A 21,146-nucleotide genomic window follows, 5' to 3' on the forward strand; every position below is an offset into this window, starting at 1 on the left:
TTAAAGTATTATCAGTTTTTTAATTCTTGGTATTGGCCCTGCACACCTATCTTTATGACAAGCAATACATGCTGCTACTATTTTATTAAACTCACTCTTTCTGGTATCTTTAGATACTTGATTAAGGTTTTTCTGTGTTTCAATAAAAAAGGTTGCAAAGGTAGCAAACGTATCATCTAAATCTGAAACATCAGTTAATTTTGCTGTATGTATCTTTAAATACGCTTTGTTAAAATCTGCTATTTCTTCTCCTTCAATAATTTGCTGGCGAACTTTCATATTTTCAGCATACATTAATCGCATTAAATTTGCCATTTCAGATGTTTTATACATCTTAAAACTAGCAGGAACTTTGTCTACTATTTTTATTTTACTTTTTGTTTTCTTTACTTCACAACTCATTATTAAGAAACAAAAAAGTAATAGTATAATTGTATTATTTTTCATTTGTTTTCGATGCTAACAAAACACCATCAGCTAAAAAAGAGTATGTAATCTTAGGCGATTTAATTTCAGCGATTTCTTCATCTGATTTACCAGCATCTTTTGCATAATGCTGTAATTCTTTAACAGAAACTTCATTTTTAAAAGCTTTACCGTTTAAAACAACTTCACTACCCGCTGCATTAAAAGGCATAAAAAAAGCATAATCTTTAAATTTTACAAACGATTTTTTTTCATCGTCTAAAGACACTTTAATCCAACATCCTTTCTTTTGGCAAACCTCAGCTACTTTACCTATAAACTTCACATTAACGGTATCGTTAGTGTTCATATTATCGAATATCTTAGCCATTTCTTGTTTCGTGATAGCTTTTTCAGCTGAAATTTTTTCTCCAAAAGAAACAAATTCAGTTACTACATTTTTTTCTATTTCCTTTTTCTCTGTTTTACAAGCTGTAAAAAACACTCCTAAAACCAAACACACTACTAGTATTCTTTTCATTTTCAAAATATTAAAATCAACGTATATACAAATATAATTATAATTAACGAAGTCGATACTTAAAACAAAAAATTATAAAGCTAGTTTTAGTATATTAGCATCGCTACAAAAACAGCGTTTTATGAACATAGAAATTCAATTAACAGAGCAATCTAAAATAGATTCTGTAGATTTTAATAACTTATCTTTTGGTAGTGTTTTTTCTGACCACATGTTTGTTTGTGATTATGTCGATGGAGAATGGAAAAACCCTTCTATTACACCTTATCAACCGATTTCATTAAACCCATCTTCTAAAATTTTTCATTACGGACAATCTATTTTTGAAGGAATGAAAGCTTACAAAGATGCTGAAGGGAACACCATGTTGTTTCGCCCTTTAGATAATTGTAAACGTTTAAATAAATCTGCTGACCGTTTGGTTATTCCTCAAATACCAGAAGATATATTTATGAATGGTTTAAAAAAACTATTAGAAATTGATAATAAATGGATTCCTACAAACGAAGGGAGCTCTTTATATATTCGACCTTTTATGTTTGCTTCAGGCGAAGGTTTTCATGCATCTCCGGCAGACTCTTATAAATTAATTATTTGTACTGCTCCTTCAGGAGCTTATTTTTCTGGAAAAATAAAAGTTTTAATTGAGGAAAAATACGCACGTGCAGCAAACGGCGGTGTTGGTTTTGCTAAAGCAGGTGGTAATTATGCAGCTCAGTTTTACCCTACTAAACTAGCTACAGAAAAAGGATATCAGCAAGTTATTTGGACTGATGATAATACGCATCAATATATTGAAGAGGCTGGTGCAATGAATATTTTTATTAGGATTAATGACACCTTAATTACAAGTCCTACTAGTGATCGTATTTTAGATGGTATTACACGTAAGAGTATTCTTCAGATTGCAGAAGATAAAAACATACCTGTTGAAGTTCGTAAAATTACAGTTACTGAAGTTGTAGAAGCAGCTAAAAATGGCTCTTTAAAAGAAATGTTTGGAGCAGGAACTGCTGCTGTTATTTCTCCTATCTCTGGTTTTGGTTTTAAAGGTGAAGATTATGATATCCCTGAAATAGAAAATGGATATGCTACTAATCTAAAAAATCATATTACTGATATACAAACAAATAAGGCAGAAGACAAGCATAATTGGAGAGTTATAATTTAAGTTACAAAAAAAAACTATCTTAGTAACTTCATAATCAATATTTTAAACTTCTACTTAAGGTAAATGAAAAATATTATACCCGCATTATTATCAATAATTATAGGTTTTGCCTTATCTTTTTTTGGGTTAAACACTTTTTTTAATAGTACAACAAAAATAACTCCGAAAGAAGTTATAGCTACAAAAAAAGAAACTCCTATAAAAGAAAAATCAGAAACTCCTATTGAAATTGCAAAGACAGAGGGCAATACTAAAAGTATTACTACTAATGTAAACCTTACGAATATACAAGAGAGTTTTAGTAACTGGAATTCTTATCACAAGGAAAACATTGATTTAATGTCAACCTTTATTGCACTTGATGACAAAGGAATTGTAATGGACAAAGGGATTTTCTTAACCTTATTACGAACTGGTGCATATATTTCTGTTAAATCAGAAAAAGAAGGGGGAATTCAATATCAATTAGTTACTGTTAAAGAAGGTACTGATGAAAAAATTAAAAAATCAATTACAAGTAAAGCTACCATTGCACATCACTACTTTAAAATGGAGGGAAAAAAACTTCCTAGCTATGATTTTGTAGATTTAAATGGAAAGTCTCACAATAAAGAAGATACTAAAGGTAAATTACTTGTTTTAAAATGTTGGTTCATTACCTGTAAAGTTTGTGTAGAAGAATTTCCTGAACTAAATAAATTAGTTGATAAATATAAAGACAACAATGTTGATTTCGTAAGTTTAGCTTTTGATGAAAAAGATAAACTTATTAAGTTTTTAGAAACCAAAACGTTTAAATACGTTACGGTACCTAATCAGAAAAAATACATGTCTAAAAAACTGAAAGTAAAACAATACCCTACACATCTTATTGTAGATTCTAGAGGTATTATTATTAAAATGGTTAGCAATGTAAAAACCTTAACTTATGAACTAAATCGTATTTTAGGTAAATAACAATTTTATAAACACCATAATAAAAAAGTTCCTCTTTAAAAGAGGAACTTTTTTATTTAGCTAAAATCTCATTTATATTAGGCTTAAAATAGTTAGGCCCTTTTAATACCTTACCGTCTTCACGATAAATTGGCTTACCATCTTCTCCTAACTTACTCATATTGCTTCGTTGAATCTCATTAAACACTTCTTCTATTTTGTCTTGCATTCCATGCTCGATAATAGTACCACACAAAATGTATAACATATCTCCTAAAGCATCAGCAACCTCAACTAAGTCATTGTTTTTAGCAGCTTCTAAATACTCTTCATTTTCTTCTTTCATCAATTCGTAACGCAACAATTTTCTATCTTCAGATATAGCAACTGTTGGTTGGTTTTGAATATTTAATTTAAATGCTGAATGAAATTCATGCACTGCTTTTATTTTATTTTTCATTTTTATATAATTTGTAATGCTTTTTTAATTTTTTGAAAATCAAAGTTAGTCCAATCAACTATATGACTTTTAATATTTTCTTGCTTAAAATCTACCAAGTTTTTATTTCTTATTCCTAAAAAATGGATACCTAAATTTTTAGCTGTTTTTAAATCCCAAATTCCATCTCCTACCGAAATAATATTTTCAAATTCTTGTACCTGAAAATATTTTTTAGCTTTACTAATTGCAGACTTTACTATATCTTCTCTAGTATAAATACTATTTGCCGATTCTACTAAATCTGGAACAAAATTAATATTAGCTTGCGCTAACTTTATTAGTGCTGGTTTTAATAAAGATCCTGTTGCAAAACAAATAGCATAATCTGTTTCTCTCATAAAAAAATCTACTACTTTTTTTGCTCCTTCAATCTCAACAGTCTCAGGTTCTTTTAAAAATAATGTTGTCATTTTATCTTCAAACTCAGCAATAAAAGAGATATCAAAATCCTTCTCTAAATTCGTTTCAAAATTTTGTTTTAGAATATAACTATCTGTTACGTTTTTATAGCTTTTCCAATTCTTATTAATTTCTGTAATCCCAAAATTAATCATAGTATTTACAAAAGCTGTTTGATGTTGATTTTCACTCTTCGTTAAGGTATCATCAATATCAAAAATTATTAAGTTTTTCTTTTTCATTTAAGTAGCTATTTTTAATAATTGAGCAGGAACAATTTTTAAAATCCAAGCGATCAATCTCCATCTTTTAGATATATAAGCAACTCTTTTCTTTTTATTAATTGCCGAGTATATTTGTTTTGCCGCTTTTTCTAAGGGAACCATCCAAAAAATTCCATCACCTAAAGCCATTGCTGTATCAATAAAACCAGGACGAATGTCTGTTATATAAACTTTCTTTGACTTAATTACTTTTGTTTTGATATATAAGCTCTCTAAATATGCTTTTTGATATGCTTTGGATGCAAAATACGACGGAGATGCTCTATTACCTCGAAGTGAAGCTATTGATGAAATACCTACTAGGTGCCCAAATTGTTGTTTCTCAAATAAGTTATATGCTAAATCATATACCTTAGTTGCCCCTATTACATTTGTATGTATTGTTTTACTCTCAATACTCCAATCTAACTTGCTATTTACTTCTCCCACGCCAGATGAATGTATAATTAAATAAACTTCTCCTAATTCAGTAACTATCTCATTGAAAATTCTTTCAACCTCATCAACTTGTTGAATGTCATTTTTCTTTATAATAATTTGATTAGGATATTGCTCTTTTAATTCTTTGAGTTTATCTAACCTTCTACCCGTAATTGCTACTATAAAATTATCTTTTATTAATAATTTAGTTAATTTTTTTCCGATACCTGATGTAGCTCCAAAAACAATTGCCGTTTTAGTTTTATTCATTATAAATCATTCTTTAACTTTGCTAAAAATACAATTTTATGCTTATTCCTATCGCTGCAAAAATGTTTACTCCTGGAAGAATTGTTTTTGCGAGCTTATTTGTTATTGCTTTTTTAGTTTTAATGATATACAGTTATAAAAAAGATGCAAAAAACAACAGCAAACATTATAAAAATGGCGCTATTTATGTTGCGATCATAATTATAACACTTATAGCCTTGTTATTTATTTCTAAATTTTTAATTAAGGGTTAATTCATCACTTCAACTTCACTTAATTTTTCGTGATCTAAAATAGTAAAACCGTTTTCATTAAAATGAGACGAAGGGGTATACTTCATGTTTATTTCTAAATTAGAAAAATCATATGATGTTGCCTGATAAACGCTCTGCCCAAAAGATTCTTCATGATACTTAAGTAATATATACACTTTCGCATCCATTTTCTCTATTTCTTCTTTTGAATATTTATGTAACGGACTTTCTTCAACTACTTCGTGTACCACTGTCCAAACTGTTGGCAAATACATTATTTTATCTCGTTCTAACTTTAATTCATGAAATGATCTTTGATAGTTACCTTCTTTGTTTTTTTCATTTATAGATAACGTAACTTTAATTTCAGGTTCTATCATAATTGTTTTTCGATTATTCATTAATCGAAACATTAATGCTTTATGATCTTTAAAGTCTCTTAAAATTAAATTATCACTAAACCGAATTGCTGCTTTTGGTTTCGCAAACCTTCCATACAACAACCCTGTAATAAATGAAAAAGACAATAAACCTAACATTGCCTGAAAAGCTGCTATTAAATTAGCAGTAATTCCTTTTGGAGCTATACCACCATAACCAACAGTTGTTAATGTTTGCGCACTAAAGAAAAAACCATTTAAAAAATCACCAAAAAAACTTCCTTTTGATGGTGTTATTTGTTCTATACCTATTAAAGTATACACAAAACCAAAAAATATATTTAAAAAAGTATATCCTATAAAAACATAAACAAAAAATCGCATCCACGACATTTCGACGAAATAAGTATATAAATCATCTACATTAAACTTTTTATTTACATGTATTACATTCGAACTACCATCTTTATTAATAATTCCCCTAACATTTTCGTGAGAATTAAATCCAAAACCTGGGTCTTTAGTTTTTCTTGCCATCGTATTAATTTACTTTATAAAAGTACAAAAACCGATGCTAAAATAGCATCGGTTTTATAATTCAATTAACCCGAAAATAATTTATTCCCAATCAGAATTTTCTAAAGTAAAAATATCACTCACCTCAACTTCAAAAACTTTCGCCAATCTTAATGATAAAACCGTTGACGGCACATACTTACCTAATTCCATTGCATTAATCGTTTGTCTACTTACTTTAATCAATTTAGCTAATTCCGCTTGTGTAATATTTTTTTTAGCTCTTTCTACCTTTATACTATTCTTCATTATTCGCTATTTTTTTAAGTCTATAAATTTGTAAATTAAACCTTATAATGAAAAAAATTAAAACTGTAAACATGTTAAATACCATGATAAATAAAAAAGATATATCAAATATAAATAAAGATGAAAGCAAAAGAACTCCATAATTAACATAAACTGCCCAAACCAAAGATTCTAATCTTATTTTAGAAATATACTCATCTTCTATCTTCTCCTTAGAAAAAGCGACAAATAATGAGCTCATAATTATTAAAACCATAAGTATTTCATTCAAAATATTATTTTTTATAATTCGTATAAAATTCTCTCCTTCAAAAGTTTGACCAATAAAAACAGCAGGAACATTGAAATCTAAAAAAATTGGTTCATATTCTTGAGTAAAGACTATTAACCCAATAATTATAGATGGAATAAGTATTAGCCACCCTATTCTCTTGTACTTGTTCGGAAATAAATATTTTCTCTTCATTTTATGATAATTTAATTTTCATCAAATATAAACTAAACACATCAATAAAGACAAACAAACTTTACTAAAAGTAAAACAAATAATTCTTTTAATATGTTTCACTAAAAAATAATGTGATTTTTACATGAGAAAAAAGGTGTTAGAAGAGATTTGCATAGAGAACAGCATTTTTTGCCTTTGAACTACACTTCTCCATACAGTTCACTATTAAAAACCTATCAAATTGACATTTAAAAAAACAAAAAAGCTACCTTTTCAGGTAGCTTTTTAAATAATAAATTAAATTCCTTATTTAATTTTTAACAGGTAAAAAACTATGGTTTTTAGCATAGAATTTCATCTGTTCTTCAAAAGTTTTAGGCTGTGTAACTTTAATATCTGTTACAACACCATTTGCATCAGTTACTGGCACTAAAACAGGGTTTACAAATCCGCTATAAGCTGCATCAGGAAATTTTTCATTTCGCTGCTTTACTTCTTTATGAATAGCTTGATCTACTTTAACACCGTAGCCTTCAACCAAAGCTTTAGCTGCTTCAAAATCTCCTTCAGATTTAATTCTTTGCGTTTCTTTTAATAAACGACCAAAAATTTCACGAAGCTTCACATAGTCATTTACTACAAAAAATGTTTTACCTTCTTTAGTAACCTTTTCTATTACATTATCTTTCTTTCCTTGCTCAAAAGACCAAGCAGATACCCATTGGCGGTTTACCATATGATCTTCTTCAATATCATCACCTAAATTAATACGAATTAATTGTGTCATTAATCCATTTCTAATGTAACCATCATAAGCAGCTTTCCCTACTTTTTCCCAATCGCTTACTAAACCTAACTCCTGTAACTTAGGGTCCATTAAGTAATACAAACCAACTAAATCTGCTCTACCTTCTTCCATTGTAGAAGCATAATTTTTTAATGTTTCTTTTGGCTGCCCCACTCCATCATTTATCTGCCCTGAAGCATGACCAATTACTTCATGTAAAGCTGTATGTAATTTATCTGCTAATTTACCATACTCAAGTTCTAAAGCTATTTCCTCTTCATCATGAGCAAACTCTTTTAAACGACCTGATCCACCTGCACTATTATAAGCTCCAATAATGTTTCCTAATGAAACCGATTTAGATCCATGTTGTTGACGAATCCAATTATTGTTTGGTAAATTCACTCCAATTGGTGTACTTGGTGATGCATCTCCTGCTTCACCTGCCACATTAACTGTTTTATAAGATACACCTACCACGTTTTTCTTTTTATGAGTTGGTAATAATGGTGCGTTATCTTCAAACCATTGTGCGTTATCAGATAAAACTTTCATCTTTTTAGACATATCAAAGTCTTTAATTTGCACTACAGTTTCATAAGAACCTCTATATCCTTTTGGATCATTGTAAACCTCAATAAAACCATTTATCCAATCAATATTTCCTTCAGTAGAAGTAGCCCATGCGATACAATACTTATCCCAAACATCTAAACTACCTGTTTTATAATATTCAATTAATAAACCTAAAGCTTCTCCTTGCTTTTCATTTTCAGCAACACCTTGAGCTTTCTCTAACCAAAAAATTATAGTATCTATTGCTTTACCGTACATACCACAAGATTTCCAAACCTTCTCTACTAACTTACCGTTTTCACGTACTAACTTAGAGTTTAATCCTGCTTCGATTGGTTGTTTTTCAGGACCTTTATATGCTTTCTTATAAAAAGCTTCAACATCTTTACTCGTAATATCTGGCCCGTAGAAGTTTATTGCTGATGCCAATACATTATCTACTCCTGCCTTTTTATTTACTTTTTTAGCATCTTTATCATTAAAAATAACCTCTAAAGCTTCTATTGATAAAGTAGCATTTGTATCTTTTAATAAACCTGCTAAATACTCTTTAGAGAAGGTAGGTTTAATTTTATCATTAGAATAATGGTGATGAATTCCGTTTGAAAACCAAACACGTTTTAAATAAGTTGTAAAATTCTTAAAATCATTACTAGCTCTATCTCCTGTATAATCGTTGTTTATTTTTTCTAAAGCAGCTCTAATTTCAAGATTGTAACGGTAGTTCTGATCCCACATAATATCACGACCTGCCAAGCCTGCTTGCGTTAGATAATAAACTAATTCTTTTTCTTTTAATGTTAATTCCTCAAAACCAGGTATCTGATATCTTAAAACCTTAATGTCAGCAAACTGCTCAACTTCGTGGTTAAATTTAGATTTCTCTTTAACCTCTTGCTTTACCTCTTGTTTTGGGTCTTTTTTATTTTCAACTCCACAAGAAACCAATACACTAACTGCTGCTGCAGTAAAAAGCATTTGTTTTAATTTCATCTTTATTATTTTAAATTGATTTTTCTGCTGATAAATGTACGAATTTTAAACTTCGTTATACCTAAAACAATCAGTCGTATGGTCATTTACCATCCCCATAGATTGCATATAAGCATAAATTACGGTAGACCCCACAAACTTAAATCCTCGTTTTTTTAAGTCTTTTGATATTTTATCTGACAAAGCTGTTGTAGCAGGAACTTCTTCTCGTTTATTAAAGTGATTTACAATTGGTTTTCCATCTGTATAACTCCAAAAGAATTTTGAAAAAGAACCAAACTCTTTTTGAACCCCCATAAAAAGTTTTGCATTTGTAATAGCACTTCTTATTTTTAATTTATTCCTTATAATTCCAGCATCCATAAGCAACTCTTCGTACTTATTCTCTCCATAGTTTGCTATTTTCTCATAATCGAAATTATCAAATGCTTTTCTAAAGTTTTCTCTTTTCTTTAAAATAGTTATCCAACTTAATCCAGCTTGAAAAGTTTCTAAAATCAAAAACTCAAATAATTCTGCATCATCAAAAGTTGGGACTCCCCATTCATTATCATGATACTCAATATACAAAGGGTCATTGCTTACCCAAAAACATCTTTTCTTCATTTTTGCTTATTTAAAGCTGAAAATTACTGTTAAACAAGTTAAAAACCAATGAAAATAGAAATAATTTCCCGTACTTTATGATTATAAATTTTACTGATTATGAAAGCATTAAAATACATTTCGGTTTCTATTTTTTTTCTAATTTTATTTTATGCTTGTGGTACATCACCTTTAAAAAACAATTCTAGTATTAAAGAAGAACCTGTTGTTATAAAAAATGACAGTTTAGAATATCAAATTACAATTATTGATATTGGTTTTACAACCTATTTAAATTCTATTGCAAAACCAGAAGGCTTTTATTCACAAAACTATTTAGAAAACAGAAATCGTATAATAGTACCTATTTGGAATAACAGAGTTAATAATCCTTTTAATTTTGATCCCAATATTTACGAGAACATTATTGATTACAACCCGCATATTAATTACGGTTATGAAGTTAACTACAAACTATTTAACTATTTTATGTTTGCGCAACAAAAATACCGTATGAGATTAGGTAATTTCTTTAATCCCAATCGTTAAACACCTTCTTTACAACTTCACTGTTTATAATGTATATTTGCTTAAAAAATTAACAGTATAGTATGAAGTTTTTACGAAATTTATTAGCCTCTATTCTTGGCTTTTTTATAGCCCTCTTTTTAATCTTTTTATTTTTTATAGCTATTGCCTCAGTAATGGGCTCTGGAGATGAAATTATTGTAAAATCAAATTCGGTTTTAGAATTAGATTTATCTACCCCTATAAAAGATTACGCACCGAAAGAAGATAATCCATTCGCAGAAAAATTAGGGTTAACTGAAAATAAATTAGCTTTAAATAAAATAATTAACGCTATTGAAAATGCTAAGACAGATGCAAAAATTAAAGGTATTAGTATTAAAACTACTTATATAAATGCAGGTGTTGCACAAACACAAGCTATTAGAGAAAAAATTGAAGATTTTAAAGAAAGTGGAAAATTTGTGTACGCATATAACGATGTGTACTCGCAAAAAAACTATTACTTAAGTTCTGTTGCTGATAGTTTATTTTTAAACCCTGTTGGAGCAATCGATTTTAAAGGTTTATCTACTGAAGTATTATACTACAAAGATTTTGAAGATAAATATGGTATTAAAATGGAAGTAATTCGTCATGGTAAATACAAAAGTGCGGTTGAACCATATTTAACTAATAAAATGAGTGATGCCAATCGAGAACAAACAACTTCTCTTTTAAAATCTATTTGGTCTGAGATTACTGGTGCCATTAGTAAAAGTAGAAATATTTCTATCGAACAACTAAATTTAATTGCAGATAATGCTAATGGTAGAAACGCTACACTTTCGAAAGAAAACAATTTAATTGACGGTATTATTTACGAAGATGAATACAAAGAAAAATTAGCATTACATACTGACAAAAAAATAAACACCATTTCTTTAGAAGATTATATTAATTCTGGAAAAGGAAGAATTTCTTCTAGTGCTAAGAATAAAATTGCGGTTATTTATGCGCAAGGTCAAATAATGTATGGCGAAGGAAATGAAAACATAATTGGGCAAGGAATTATAAACAAAGCAATACGTAAGGCTAGAAAAGACAAAAATGTAAAAGCTATTGTATTACGAGTAAACTCTCCAGGGGGTAGTGCCTTAGCATCTGAATTAATTTGGCGCGAGTTAGAATTAGCTAAAAAAGACAAACCTTTAGTAGTTTCTATGGGTAACTTAGCTGCTTCTGGTGGTTATTACATTGCCTGTAATGCTAATAAAATTGTAGCTGAACCTACAACCATTACAGGTTCTATAGGTGTTTTTGGAGCAATTCCTAACTTTAATAAGTTTGCTAGTGATATTGGTATTAACGCAGAACAAGTATCAACAAACAACAACCCAAATTATAGTGTTTTTGAACCTATGAATGATAAATTTTATAATGTAACCAAAGAAGGTGTTGAACACATCTACACTACTTTTGTAAACCGCGTTGCAACAGGTCGTAATATGACTTTTGAGCAAGTAAACGAAATTGCTCAAGGTAGAGTTTGGACAGGTAAAGAGGCTGTTAAAAATGGCTTAGTAGACAAATTAGGTAATTTAAATGATGCGGTTGTCATAGCTGCTGAACTTGCTAATGTTGAATCTTATAGAACGCGTAACTATCCTATTTATAAAAAAGAACTAAAAGATGCTTTAAAATTATCACCTTTTGCAAAAGCATCTAAAGAAGAAATTTTAAAAGAAGCCTTAGGCGATGAAAGCTATCAACTATACAATAATATTAATCAAATGAAAAAGTTAAAAGGAATTCAAGCTAGAATGCCTTTTATTCTTCAAATAAAATAAGCTCAATAAAAAAGCCTTGACATTGTCAAGGCTTTTTTATTATAAATTTTTCTGATTATTTTACAATCCGAAACTTTCTTTAATCTTATCTACGTAATCTAATTTCTCCCAAGTAAAAGTTTCTACTTCTTGAGAAACAGTTTCACCCATTGGATTAGAAAAAGTAACTGTTTTCTTTTCTGATTTTCTTCCCATGTGACCATATGCAGCAGTTTCAGAATAGATAGGTGTCCTTAATTTTAAACGCTGTTCTATAAAGTATGGACGCATATCAAAAATAGTTTCTACTATTTTACTTATTTCTCCATCAGTTTTATCAACCGTTGCAGTACCATACGTATCTACATTAATACTTGTTGGTTTTGCAACACCAATTGCATAAGAAACTTGTACTAAAATTTCTTTACACAAACCTGCTGCTACTAAATTCTTAGCTATATGACGAGTAGCATAAGCACCAGAACGATCTACTTTAGAAGGATCCTTTCCTGAAAAAGCTCCACCACCATGGGCTCCTTTTCCTCCATAAGTATCTACAATAATTTTACGCCCTGTTAAACCTGTATCTCCATGAGGCCCTCCAATTACGAAAACACCTGTTGGGTTAATATGATACGTAATACTATCTGTAAATAATTTTTGAATATGAACTGGTAATTTAGCCACTACTCTAGGAATTAGTATCTCTACAATATCCTTTTTTATCTTAGCTAACATTACATCATCACTCTTATCAAAATCATCATGTTGTGTAGAAATAACAATCGCGTCAATTCTTTGCGGCACATTATCATCAGAATATTCAATAGTTACTTGAGATTTAGCATCTGGTCGCAAATAAGTAATATCCTTATTTTCTCTACGTAATTCTGCTAATTCAATTAACAAACGGTGCGATAACTCTAATGCTAAAGGCATATAGTTTTCAGTTTCATCAGTCGCATAACCAAACATCATTCCTTGATCTCCTGCTCCTTGATCTTCTGGATTTGCTCTTACAACACCTTGATTAATATCTGGTGATTGTTCATGAATTGCAGAAAAAACTCCACATGAACTACCATCAAACATATATTCACTTTTGGTGTATCCAATTTTATTAATTACATCTCTTGCAATTTTTTGAACATCTAAATATGTTTTAGACTTTACTTCTCCTGCTAACACTACTTGACCTGTAGTAACTAATGTTTCACAAGCCACTTTTGATTCAGAATCGAAAGCTAAAAAATTATCTATTAAAGCATCTGAAATTTGATCAGCTACTTTATCTGGGTGTCCTTCAGAAACACTCTCTGAGGTAAATAAATATGACATAAAACTTCTTTTTTTTGTTTAATAAAAGAAAAACTTGGATTGCTTTGTCGTGTAAAGAAGTAGATTATTACTGCTTTAGCATTTTATTATGAACTTTTACATTCAATGAGGTTGCAATCAGTCAAATTTTTCCTCAAAAATTATGATGCGAAGTTATAGATAATTTTACACACATAAAAACAAACTTGTAAGGAAATAGAAAGTATTGATACTATGATAATAAAAAGTAATTTTAGTGAAATTGTATTCGTGAAATTTTTGATTACTTTTGTACTACAGAAAGCGAGACATTAACTTAATTAAAATATAATAATATGGCTTTAGAAATTACAGATGCAAATTTCGATGAATTAGTATTAAAATCAGATAAACCAGTATTAGTTGACTTTTGGGCAGCATGGTGTGGACCTTGTAGAATGGTTGGACCAATTGTAGATGAAATTCATACTGAATACGATGGTAAAGCTGTTGTTGGTAAGGTTGATGTTGACAATAACCAAGAATTTGCAGCTAAGTATGGTGTAAGAAACATACCTACTGTTTTAATATTTAAAAATGGTGAAGTTGTAGACAAACAAGTTGGTGCAGCTCCTAAAAAAGCATATACAGATAAAATTGATGCTGCTTTATAAATAGCACAATTCTAATATATTTTAAAAAAGGTTTGGCTACGGTTAAACCTTTTTTTATTTTTAAAACTTAAACTTATTTACATGAAACAAATACTTGTTATTTTTCTTTTTACAATCGTACTAACTTCTTGTCAAGAAAAAAAACATTCCGGAATTTTAATTGAAAAAGGAATTTCATATGAGTTAGCAACCTATAGAAAACTACAAGTTACTGATGTAAAATATAAATTAACTTTTAATATTCCTGAATCAAAATCAGAAATAATTCCAAGTAAATTAAAACTATCTGTTACAATTAATGATCTTACAGATAATTTGGTTCTTGATTTTAATGAAAAAAAATCGAACATTAAATCGGTTACCGTTAATAATAAAAGTATTGAAATTATTCATACTAAACAACACCTTATTATTAACAAAAAACATATAATAAAAGGGGTAAATCTTGTAGAGATTGATTTTAACGCTGGTGAAATGTCGTTAAACAGAAGTGATGACTTTTTATACACCTTATTAGTTCCTGATAGAGCTAGCACCCTATTTCCTTGCTTTGACCAACCTGATATTAAAGCTAATTACACACTAACTATTACTGCTCCTAAAGACTGGAAAGTTCTTTGCGGAGGATTTGAAAACACACAAATTAGTAAAGGTAATTTCATTGAACACAACTTTAAGGAGTCTGATAAAATGAGCACCTATTTATTTTCTTTTGTTGCGGGGAAGTTTAACGAAGAAATTAAAAATCCAGGCGCTTTTGATATGCGCTTTTTATATCGAGAAAATAATAAAAATAAAATAGAAGAAAATATTGGTGAAATATTTAACATTCACCAAAAATCTATTGAGTACCTAGAAGAGTACACTGCTTATAAATTCCCTTTTCAAAAAATGGATTTTGCCACTATCCCCCCTTTTCAATATGGTGGAATGGAACATGTTGGTGCAATACAGTATAGAGAATCTTCTTTATTTTTAGATAAGAATGCAACACAAAACAAAAAACTAAGAAGAGCTAAATTAATTGCTCATGAAACATCTCACATGTGGTTTGGTAATTTGGTTACTATGAAATGGTTTAATGATGTTTGGATGAAAGAAGTATTTGCAAATTTTATAGCAGATAAAATAATGAACCCTGTATTTCCTGAAATAAATCACAATTTACAATTTACAATGGCGCACTACCCTAGCGCTTATTCAGAAGATAGAACACAAGGAACAAATGCAATACGACAAAACTTAGACAACCTTAAAAATGCAGGTTCGCTATATGGTCGAATCATCTATAATAAAGCACCAATTATGATGCGTCAGCTAGAAGCCATCATCGGTAAAGAAGCTTTTAAAGAAGGTATGCAATCATACATTAAAAAATATGCTAATGAAAATGCAGATTGGAGTGAATTGGTTGCTATTCTTGATAAAAAATCACCAAAAGACATAAAGAAATGGAGTGAGGTTTGGGTTAACAAATCTGGAAGGCCAATTATTTCTGATGCTGTTAAATATAAAGACAATAAAATTACTTCTTTTAAAATTTATCAAAAAGCAGAAGACAATACCAATAAATTATGGGCACAAACCTTTAATATCGGTTTTATATATGAAAAGGAAATAAAAATATTTAAAGTTAACTTATCAGATAAAGAATTGGATTTTAACGATGTAATTGGCTTAGATAAACCTAAAAGTATTATTTATAATTACGATGGTTTTGGATACGGTATTTTTCCTATTGACAAAACCAATATTGAATTTTATAGAAATATTAAAGATGACCTAGCAAGAGGTTATGCATATATTAATTTATATGAAAATTTCTTAAATAAAAAAGTAGTTCCTAAAAAAGCTTTTAACACGTTTTTAAATGGAATACTAATTGAAAAGAACGAATTAATAGTGAATTATCTCTCTGGTAGAATTAATACTATTTATTGGTCTTTCTTAAATAAAGAAGAGAAAACAAATATTCAAGAGGAGTTAGAAAGAAAAGTCTTGAACTTATTAAATTCAGACATCTCTAAAAATTTAAAAAGAACAGTTTTTGGCTTATACCGTTCAATAGCGATTTCTAAAGAAGGAAAAGAAACACTGTATTTATTATGGAAGAAAGAAAAGGAAATAAAAAACCTATATATAAGTGAAAATGATTTTACCAATTTAGCTTCGCTATTAGCCATATACAAACACCCTAAAGCTACAGAAATTCTTACAGAGCAATTAACTAGAATTAACAATCTAGATAAGTTAAAGCGCTTTAAATGGCTACTACCTACTTTATCTATTGATGAAGCAACAAGAAATGCATTTATGATTAGCCTCTTACAAAAAGAAAACAGAGAGAAAGAATCTTGGGTACAGGCAGCTCTAAGTAATATACACCACCCGCTAAGGCAAGCATCAGCAATAAAACATTTTAAATCTTGTTTAGATATTTTAGAAGAAATACAATTAACTGGAGATATCTTCTTTCCAAAAGGATGGCTAAGTAGCTCTGTTGGTAAATACAACTCTAAAGAAGCTTTTATCATTTTACAACGTTTTTTCAAAGAAAATCCAAACTACAACCCAATTCTTAAAATGAAGCTGCTACAAACAGTTGATAATTTAACTAGAGCTCAAGAAATAAAAAAATAATGGATATAGAAAAACATGCTATTGGTAACATTGAATTACTAGCTAAACAAGTTGTAGAAGGTTTTATAACAGGTATGCATAAAAGTCCATTTCATGGTTTTTCTGTAGAATTTTCAGAACACAAATTATACAATAAAGGAGAAAGTACTCGTCACATAGATTGGAAACTATTTGCTAAAACAGAAAAATTATATATAAAAAAATACGAAGAAGAAACTAATTTAAGATGTCATTTAATTATCGACAATTCTGCTTCTATGCACTACCCTATTATTAAAAACCAAGCAATCAACAACTTAAATAAAATTGGTTTTTCAGCAGTTGCTGCTGCTTCTTTAATAGAGATTTTAAAAAGACAGCGAGATGCAGTTGGTTTAAGTATTTATTCTGATACTTATGAATATTACGCTCCAGAGAAAGGAAGTGATCGTCATCGAAAAATGTTATTGAATCAATTAGACAGTTTAATCCGTTCTAATTCTAAGACAACTACAGAAACACATCAATACCTACATGAAATAGCAGAAAACATTCATCGACGTTCCTTAATTTTTTTATTTACGGATATGTTTCAAACCACAAAAAATGAAGACGAGCTTTTTGATGCTTTAAGACATTTAAAATTTAACAAACACGAGGTGATATTGTTTCATACCTATGATAAAAAGACAGAATTCTTATTCGATTTTGATAACAAACCAAAAAAATTCGTAGATCTTGAAACAAAAGAAGAAATAAATTTACACGCTCATAATGTTCAACAAGACTACACTAAGCTGAGTGAAACATTTTTCAACAACTTAAAAAACAAATGCTTACAATACAAAATAGATTACATTCCTGTAGATATAAATGAAGGTTATGATAAAATATTAACCGCTTACCTTATTAGTCGGCAAAAAAATTACAATTAATTTCTTTTTTATTTTAAAAAAGTATCTATATTTGCACTCGCTTAGAGCAACGGTCTGGTAGTTCAGCTGGTTAGAATACCTGCCTGTCACGCAGGGGGTCGCGGGTTCGAGTCCCGTCCAGACCGCAAAATATATATAAGTAAATAAACATATTGCTACAAGCAACGGTCTGGTAGTTCAGCTGGTTAGAATACCTGCCTGTCACGCAGGGGGTCGCGGGTTCGAGTCCCGTCCAGACCGCAAAAAGCTTCTCATTTATTTGAGGAGCTTTTTTCGTTAAAATAATTAACTTCTTTTTAAATTAACATTAACAACCTGCTTAAAAGCTTCCTCTTGTTTTTTTCTACATTCGCATATTCTTAGCTTTTTGATATACAATAAGATAAAACACACATAAATGAAGAAAATTTTATTACTCGCCATATTACTCGCTTTTAGCTACAATACCATAGCGCAAACTATTAATCTAGAAACTCCCTTACCAAAAGAACAAAGTATAAGAAAAGGAGTTTTAAAAAATGGCTTAACCTATTATATTCATAAAACAAGTGTTACAAAAAACGTTGCTAGTTATTACATAATACAAAATGTAGGCTCTGTCTTAGAAAAAGATAATCAACAAGGATTAGCACACTTTTTAGAACATATGGCTTTTAACGGAACTAAAGATTTCCCAGGAAAGGGAATTTTAAATAAGATGCAAGAGCATGGTCTTGTTTTTAGTGAAGATATTAATGCTTACACCTCTTTTGATGAAACTGTTTATAATATAAACAACATACCTACAACTCCTGAATTGATAAACACAGGGCTATCTATTTTACACAACTGGTCTAACCACTTGTCTTTAACTGAAAAAGAAATTGATTCTGAAAGAGGCGTTGTTAAAGAAGAATGGCGAACTCGCCAAAATGGTGATACACGTGTAATGAAACAAACGATTGGCACAATGTTTAATAACGCTATATATTCAAAACGTTTACCTATTGGTAAAATGGACATTATAGAAAATTTTAAATACAAAGCTTTGCGTGATTTTTATCATGATTGGTACAGAACAGATTTACAAGCTATAGCAATTGTTGGAGATATAAATGTTGATGAAATTGAAACTAAAATAAAAGCACTCTTCTCTACCATTCCTGCAGTAAAAAAACCAATTGAACGTAAAAACACTCGCATTCCTGACAATAAAGAACTTATTTATGATATCGCAATGGATAAAGAAGTTACTTCTTCTAATATTTCCTTTGCTATTCGCCATAATAAATCTTTAAAAGATGAAACTGTTTCAGATTTAAAAGAAAGTCTTTTAAATAGCATGGCAACATCAATTATATCTACAAGATTAAATGAAATTAATCAAAAGGCTGAATCACCTCTTTTATTTGCATCTGTTCGTTACGGTAGTTTCTCTAGAATGAATAATCAATTTAGCGCTCATATAGTACCTAAACCAAATAAACAACATGAAGGGTTCAAATTAGTACTTTCAGAGATTAACAGAGCTGTAAAATTTGGTTTTACGAAAGCTGAAATAGCTAGAATTATTACTCAATATACAAGTTCTTACGAAAATCAGATTGCTGGATTTGAAAATAGAAGTCACCAACAAATTGTAGGTGGAATTAAAGCTAATTATTTAGAAAACTCTCAAATTACTGATATAAAAAAGGAATTTGAAATTGCTAAATTGCTTTTCAGTAAGTTAACTCAAAAAGAACTATTATCTCAAATACAAAAACTATATACTAACAATAACAGATCTATAATTGTTACAGGGGTTAAAGACAATAAAAATTTAACAAAAGAAGATGCTATTAAAATTATCAACACTGTTGAGAATGATAAAACATTAAAAGGTTACACAGAAAAAACAAACACAAAGCCCTTAATGTCTGGCGTTAAATTAGTTGCTGGGTCTATTATTTCTGAAAAAGAAAACAAAGAGATTGGCTCAACAATATTCACATTAAGTAACGGAATTAAAGTACACTATAAATTCACCGACAAAAACAAAAACGACGTACAATTAAGTGCTGTCAGCTATGGAGGACAATCTTTATTAGACGATAAAGATTTACCTTCAACAGTATTGCTAGCTAACGTTATTCAAATGTCTGGTTTAGGCGAATTCACTGCAATAGATTTACCTAAAATTTTAGCAGGTAAAAACGCAAGTTCAGGAGCAAGCATAGGTAATATACATGAGAATGTATCAGGCTCCTCTTCTACAAAGGATGTAGAAACTATGATGCAATTAGTTAATTTACGTTTTACAAAACCTCGTTTCGATAAAACTTCTTATGATGTTTTAATGCAACAGATAGATGCCTTTTTAATAAGAAAGAGTGAACGAATTGAATCTAAAATGCAGGATAGTATAACGACTATTTTATATGGTAAAAACCACCCTACAAAGCGTTTATTTGATGAAAAAATAATCTCTGAAATTTCTTTTAATAAAATGAAAAACATCTACACAAGTAGATTTGGAAACGCTGGAGATTTTATTTTTTTTATAGTAGGTGATGTAAAAAAAGAAGCAATAAAACCTTTATTAGAAAAGTATATTGCAAGTATACCAACAACAGATAAAAAAGAAAACTGGAAAAACAACTCAGTAAGTTGGATAAATAATAAAATAGACAAGGATGTATATTTAGAAATGAAAAATCCTAAGACCTCTGTTTTTATAGCTATCAAAAACGACATGAAGTATTCTTTAAAAAACTCAATACTAATGTCAGTAATCGGAGATGTATTACAATTACGTTACACAGAATCTTTAAGAGAAGAAGAAGGTGGTACTTATGGTGCTACAGCTAGAGGCTCTATTTCAAAAAGACCTACTCAAGAAGCTGTAATATCTGTAAATTTTGACTGTAATCCCGATCTAGCTGAAAAACTAATAGCTATTGTTCATAAAGAAATTAAAGCTCTTGAAAAAGGAGAGATTCGTCAAGCAGATTTAGATAAAACACTTACAAACTTTTTAAAATCTAGAAAAGAAAGCAAAAACTACAATAGTTTTCAAATGGGCCTATTAAAAAACTTGGTATTAGAAGGATACAACATCAATGACCCTAAAAACTTTGAAGATATTGTAAAGTCAATAACGGTTGAAGATTTAAAAAACATAGCAAAAAAATTATTGAAAAATAATAAATCTTACGAGATTGTTTTTAAACCTAAGCAATAAAAAATTAAGAATACCTCTAGTGAGATGTTTTTTATACTAGTTTAAATATAAATTAAGAATCTTAATTAAATCCTCATTTATATTCACAAAATCTAAAAAAACAATGTTTACTATTTTTAAAATAATTGTTTTTTGTATAAAAATTTGTTTTTCTCATTTTAATCTTTAGATTTGTCACGTACAACAAAAACAAAAATGATGTTACAAAATATTTGGCAAGGTTTCTATTTTTACTTTTATTTTTTTAATAAGAGCTGAGACTTTATACCATATTTTTAACTAACAAATATAAATTATAAAGCCTCGAC

At 29.3% G+C, this 21,146-nt stretch carries 20 protein-coding genes and 2 tRNA genes; 11 read left to right on the forward strand and 11 right to left on the reverse strand.

Features of this window, described 5'->3' with window-relative positions; all coding sequences use genetic code 11:
- Positions 1 to 447, reverse strand: coding sequence for a hypothetical protein (locus H518_RS0104080; protein ID WP_028887881.1), 447 nt, complete (start codon positions 445 to 447; stop codon positions 1 to 3).
- On the reverse strand, positions 437 to 946 hold the full coding sequence (locus tag H518_RS0104085; protein ID WP_028887882.1) for a DUF4920 domain-containing protein: 510 nt from the start codon (positions 944 to 946) through the stop codon (positions 437 to 439). The genes H518_RS0104080 and H518_RS0104085 overlap by 11 nt, the downstream gene beginning before the upstream one ends.
- A gap of 121 nt (positions 947 to 1,067) precedes the next feature.
- Here H518_RS0104085 and H518_RS0104090 point away from each other — a divergent pair, with 121 nt between their 5' ends.
- Positions 1,068 to 2,117 carry a branched-chain amino acid aminotransferase gene (locus H518_RS0104090; protein ID WP_028887883.1) on the forward strand — a complete coding sequence of 350 codons (1,050 nt, stop codon included), beginning with the start codon at positions 1,068 to 1,070 and terminating at the stop codon, positions 2,115 to 2,117.
- Between the two features lie 63 nt (positions 2,118 to 2,180).
- Entirely contained in the window at positions 2,181 to 3,074 is an 894-nt protein-coding gene (locus H518_RS0104095) for a TlpA family protein disulfide reductase (protein WP_028887884.1), read from the forward strand.
- Between the two features lie 52 nt (positions 3,075 to 3,126).
- Here the strand turns inward: H518_RS0104095 and H518_RS0104100 are convergent, their stop codons facing one another.
- Genes H518_RS0104100 through H518_RS0104110 form a run of 3 tightly spaced genes read right to left on the reverse strand, consistent with a single transcriptional unit; the run spans position 3,127 to position 4,928 of the window.
- Positions 3,127 to 3,513, reverse strand: a complete 387-nt coding sequence (locus H518_RS0104100) for a pyrophosphohydrolase domain-containing protein (protein WP_028887885.1) — start codon at positions 3,511 to 3,513, stop codon at positions 3,127 to 3,129.
- 2 nt (positions 3,514 to 3,515) lie between these two features.
- Positions 3,516 to 4,196: an HAD family hydrolase gene (locus H518_RS0104105; RefSeq protein ID WP_028887886.1), complete on the reverse strand. Its 681-nt coding sequence runs from the start codon at positions 4,194 to 4,196 to the stop codon at positions 3,516 to 3,518.
- A complete protein-coding gene (locus tag H518_RS0104110; protein WP_028887887.1) occupies positions 4,197 to 4,928 on the reverse strand; it encodes an SDR family NAD(P)-dependent oxidoreductase in 732 nt (243 codons plus the stop codon).
- 38 nt (positions 4,929 to 4,966) lie between these two features.
- On the opposite strand from H518_RS0104110, the gene H518_RS0104115 reads away from it, so the two are divergent.
- Positions 4,967 to 5,182 carry a hypothetical protein gene (locus tag H518_RS0104115; RefSeq protein WP_240472489.1) on the forward strand — a complete coding sequence of 72 codons (216 nt, stop codon included), beginning with the start codon at positions 4,967 to 4,969 and terminating at the stop codon, positions 5,180 to 5,182.
- Here H518_RS0104115 and H518_RS0104120 read toward each other — a convergent pair.
- The 5 genes from H518_RS0104120 to H518_RS0104140 all read right to left on the reverse strand — a co-directional run bounded on the left by H518_RS0104120 (position 5,179) and on the right by H518_RS0104140 (position 9,797).
- Positions 5,179 to 6,099, reverse strand: a complete 921-nt coding sequence (locus H518_RS0104120; protein ID WP_028887889.1) for an ion channel — start codon at positions 6,097 to 6,099, stop codon at positions 5,179 to 5,181. The genes H518_RS0104115 and H518_RS0104120 overlap by 4 nt on opposite strands.
- An 81-nt stretch (positions 6,100 to 6,180) precedes the next feature.
- Positions 6,181 to 6,387, reverse strand: a complete 207-nt coding sequence (locus tag H518_RS0104125; protein WP_028887890.1) for a helix-turn-helix transcriptional regulator — start codon at positions 6,385 to 6,387, stop codon at positions 6,181 to 6,183.
- Entirely contained in the window at positions 6,377 to 6,853 is a 477-nt protein-coding gene (locus H518_RS0104130; RefSeq protein WP_028887891.1) for a hypothetical protein, read from the reverse strand. The genes H518_RS0104125 and H518_RS0104130 overlap by 11 nt, the downstream gene beginning before the upstream one ends.
- Positions 6,854 to 7,145: 292 nt before the next feature.
- Positions 7,146 to 9,191 carry a dipeptidyl-peptidase 3 family protein gene (locus tag H518_RS0104135; protein WP_028887892.1) on the reverse strand — a complete coding sequence of 682 codons (2,046 nt, stop codon included), beginning with the start codon at positions 9,189 to 9,191 and terminating at the stop codon, positions 7,146 to 7,148.
- Positions 9,192 to 9,236: 45 nt separating this feature from the next.
- Positions 9,237 to 9,797, reverse strand: a complete 561-nt coding sequence (locus tag H518_RS0104140; protein ID WP_028887893.1) for a DNA-3-methyladenine glycosylase I — start codon at positions 9,795 to 9,797, stop codon at positions 9,237 to 9,239.
- 99 nt (positions 9,798 to 9,896) lie between these two features.
- On the opposite strand from H518_RS0104140, the gene H518_RS0104145 reads away from it, so the two are divergent.
- Positions 9,897 to 10,325, forward strand: a complete 429-nt coding sequence (locus tag H518_RS0104145) for a DUF6146 family protein (RefSeq protein ID WP_028887894.1) — start codon at positions 9,897 to 9,899, stop codon at positions 10,323 to 10,325.
- Positions 10,326 to 10,387: 62 nt separating this feature from the next.
- Complete coding sequence (gene sppA, locus H518_RS0104150; RefSeq protein ID WP_028887895.1) at positions 10,388 to 12,133, forward strand: signal peptide peptidase SppA; 1,746 nt, start codon at positions 10,388 to 10,390, stop codon at positions 12,131 to 12,133.
- A 60-nt stretch (positions 12,134 to 12,193) separates the two neighbouring features.
- Here the strand turns inward: sppA and metK are convergent, their stop codons facing one another.
- Positions 12,194 to 13,450, reverse strand: coding sequence for a methionine adenosyltransferase (gene metK / locus H518_RS0104155; RefSeq protein ID WP_028887896.1), 1,257 nt, complete (start codon positions 13,448 to 13,450; stop codon positions 12,194 to 12,196).
- 314 nt (positions 13,451 to 13,764) lie between these two features.
- Here metK and trxA point away from each other — a divergent pair, with 314 nt between their 5' ends.
- From trxA to H518_RS0104185, 6 genes are all read left to right on the forward strand, one after another.
- Entirely contained in the window at positions 13,765 to 14,082 is a 318-nt protein-coding gene (gene trxA, locus H518_RS0104160; protein ID WP_028887897.1) for a thioredoxin, read from the forward strand.
- Positions 14,083 to 14,163: 81 nt separating this feature from the next.
- Entirely contained in the window at positions 14,164 to 16,722 is a 2,559-nt protein-coding gene (locus H518_RS0104165) for a M1 family metallopeptidase (RefSeq protein ID WP_028887898.1), read from the forward strand.
- The gene (locus tag H518_RS0104170; RefSeq protein WP_028887899.1) at positions 16,722 to 17,636 is read left to right on the forward strand and encodes a DUF58 domain-containing protein; all 915 of its coding nucleotides are present in this window, start codon (positions 16,722 to 16,724) and stop codon (positions 17,634 to 17,636) included. The genes H518_RS0104165 and H518_RS0104170 overlap by 1 nt, the downstream gene beginning before the upstream one ends.
- Positions 17,637 to 17,687: 51 nt before the next feature.
- Positions 17,688 to 17,761: transfer RNA gene (locus H518_RS0104175), tRNA-Asp, on the forward strand.
- A 41-nt stretch (positions 17,762 to 17,802) separates the two neighbouring features.
- Positions 17,803 to 17,876 (forward strand) — tRNA-Asp (locus tag H518_RS0104180).
- A gap of 157 nt (positions 17,877 to 18,033) precedes the next feature.
- Positions 18,034 to 20,838: a M16 family metallopeptidase gene (locus H518_RS0104185; protein WP_028887900.1), complete on the forward strand. Its 2,805-nt coding sequence runs from the start codon at positions 18,034 to 18,036 to the stop codon at positions 20,836 to 20,838.
- The last annotated feature ends 308 nt before the right edge of the window (positions 20,839 to 21,146 follow it).

The organism is Tenacibaculum ovolyticum DSM 18103 (assembly GCF_000430545.1).
Classification (GTDB): Bacteria; Bacteroidota; Bacteroidia; order Flavobacteriales; family Flavobacteriaceae; genus Polaribacter; species Polaribacter ovolyticus.

Excerpts from the sequence above, each read along its gene's own strand:
- H518_RS0104080 (WP_028887881.1), bottom strand. The coding sequence starts at position 447 with ATGAAAAATAATACAATTATACTATTACTTTTTTGTTTCTTAATAATG.
- H518_RS0104085 (WP_028887882.1), bottom strand. The coding sequence starts at position 946 with ATGAAAAGAATACTAGTAGTGTGTTTGGTTTTAGGAGTGTTTTTTACA.
- H518_RS0104090 (WP_028887883.1), top strand. The coding sequence starts at position 1,068 with ATGAACATAGAAATTCAATTAACAGAGCAATCTAAAATAGATTCTGTA.
- H518_RS0104095 (WP_028887884.1), top strand. The coding sequence starts at position 2,181 with ATGAAAAATATTATACCCGCATTATTATCAATAATTATAGGTTTTGCC.
- H518_RS0104100 (WP_028887885.1), bottom strand. The coding sequence starts at position 3,513 with ATGAAAAATAAAATAAAAGCAGTGCATGAATTTCATTCAGCATTTAAA.
- H518_RS0104105 (WP_028887886.1), bottom strand. The coding sequence starts at position 4,196 with ATGAAAAAGAAAAACTTAATAATTTTTGATATTGATGATACCTTAACG.
- H518_RS0104110 (WP_028887887.1), bottom strand. The coding sequence starts at position 4,928 with ATGAATAAAACTAAAACGGCAATTGTTTTTGGAGCTACATCAGGTATC.
- H518_RS0104115 (WP_240472489.1), top strand. The coding sequence starts at position 4,967 with ATGCTTATTCCTATCGCTGCAAAAATGTTTACTCCTGGAAGAATTGTT.
- H518_RS0104120 (WP_028887889.1), bottom strand. The coding sequence starts at position 6,099 with ATGGCAAGAAAAACTAAAGACCCAGGTTTTGGATTTAATTCTCACGAA.
- H518_RS0104125 (WP_028887890.1), bottom strand. The coding sequence starts at position 6,387 with ATGAAGAATAGTATAAAGGTAGAAAGAGCTAAAAAAAATATTACACAA.
- H518_RS0104130 (WP_028887891.1), bottom strand. The coding sequence starts at position 6,853 with ATGAAGAGAAAATATTTATTTCCGAACAAGTACAAGAGAATAGGGTGG.
- H518_RS0104135 (WP_028887892.1), bottom strand. The coding sequence starts at position 9,191 with ATGAAATTAAAACAAATGCTTTTTACTGCAGCAGCAGTTAGTGTATTG.
- H518_RS0104140 (WP_028887893.1), bottom strand. The coding sequence starts at position 9,797 with ATGAAGAAAAGATGTTTTTGGGTAAGCAATGACCCTTTGTATATTGAG.
- H518_RS0104145 (WP_028887894.1), top strand. The coding sequence starts at position 9,897 with ATGAAAGCATTAAAATACATTTCGGTTTCTATTTTTTTTCTAATTTTA.
- sppA (WP_028887895.1), top strand. The coding sequence starts at position 10,388 with ATGAAGTTTTTACGAAATTTATTAGCCTCTATTCTTGGCTTTTTTATA.
- metK (WP_028887896.1), bottom strand. The coding sequence starts at position 13,450 with ATGTCATATTTATTTACCTCAGAGAGTGTTTCTGAAGGACACCCAGAT.
- trxA (WP_028887897.1), top strand. The coding sequence starts at position 13,765 with ATGGCTTTAGAAATTACAGATGCAAATTTCGATGAATTAGTATTAAAA.
- H518_RS0104165 (WP_028887898.1), top strand. The coding sequence starts at position 14,164 with ATGAAACAAATACTTGTTATTTTTCTTTTTACAATCGTACTAACTTCT.
- H518_RS0104170 (WP_028887899.1), top strand. The coding sequence starts at position 16,722 with ATGGATATAGAAAAACATGCTATTGGTAACATTGAATTACTAGCTAAA.
- H518_RS0104185 (WP_028887900.1), top strand. The coding sequence starts at position 18,034 with ATGAAGAAAATTTTATTACTCGCCATATTACTCGCTTTTAGCTACAAT.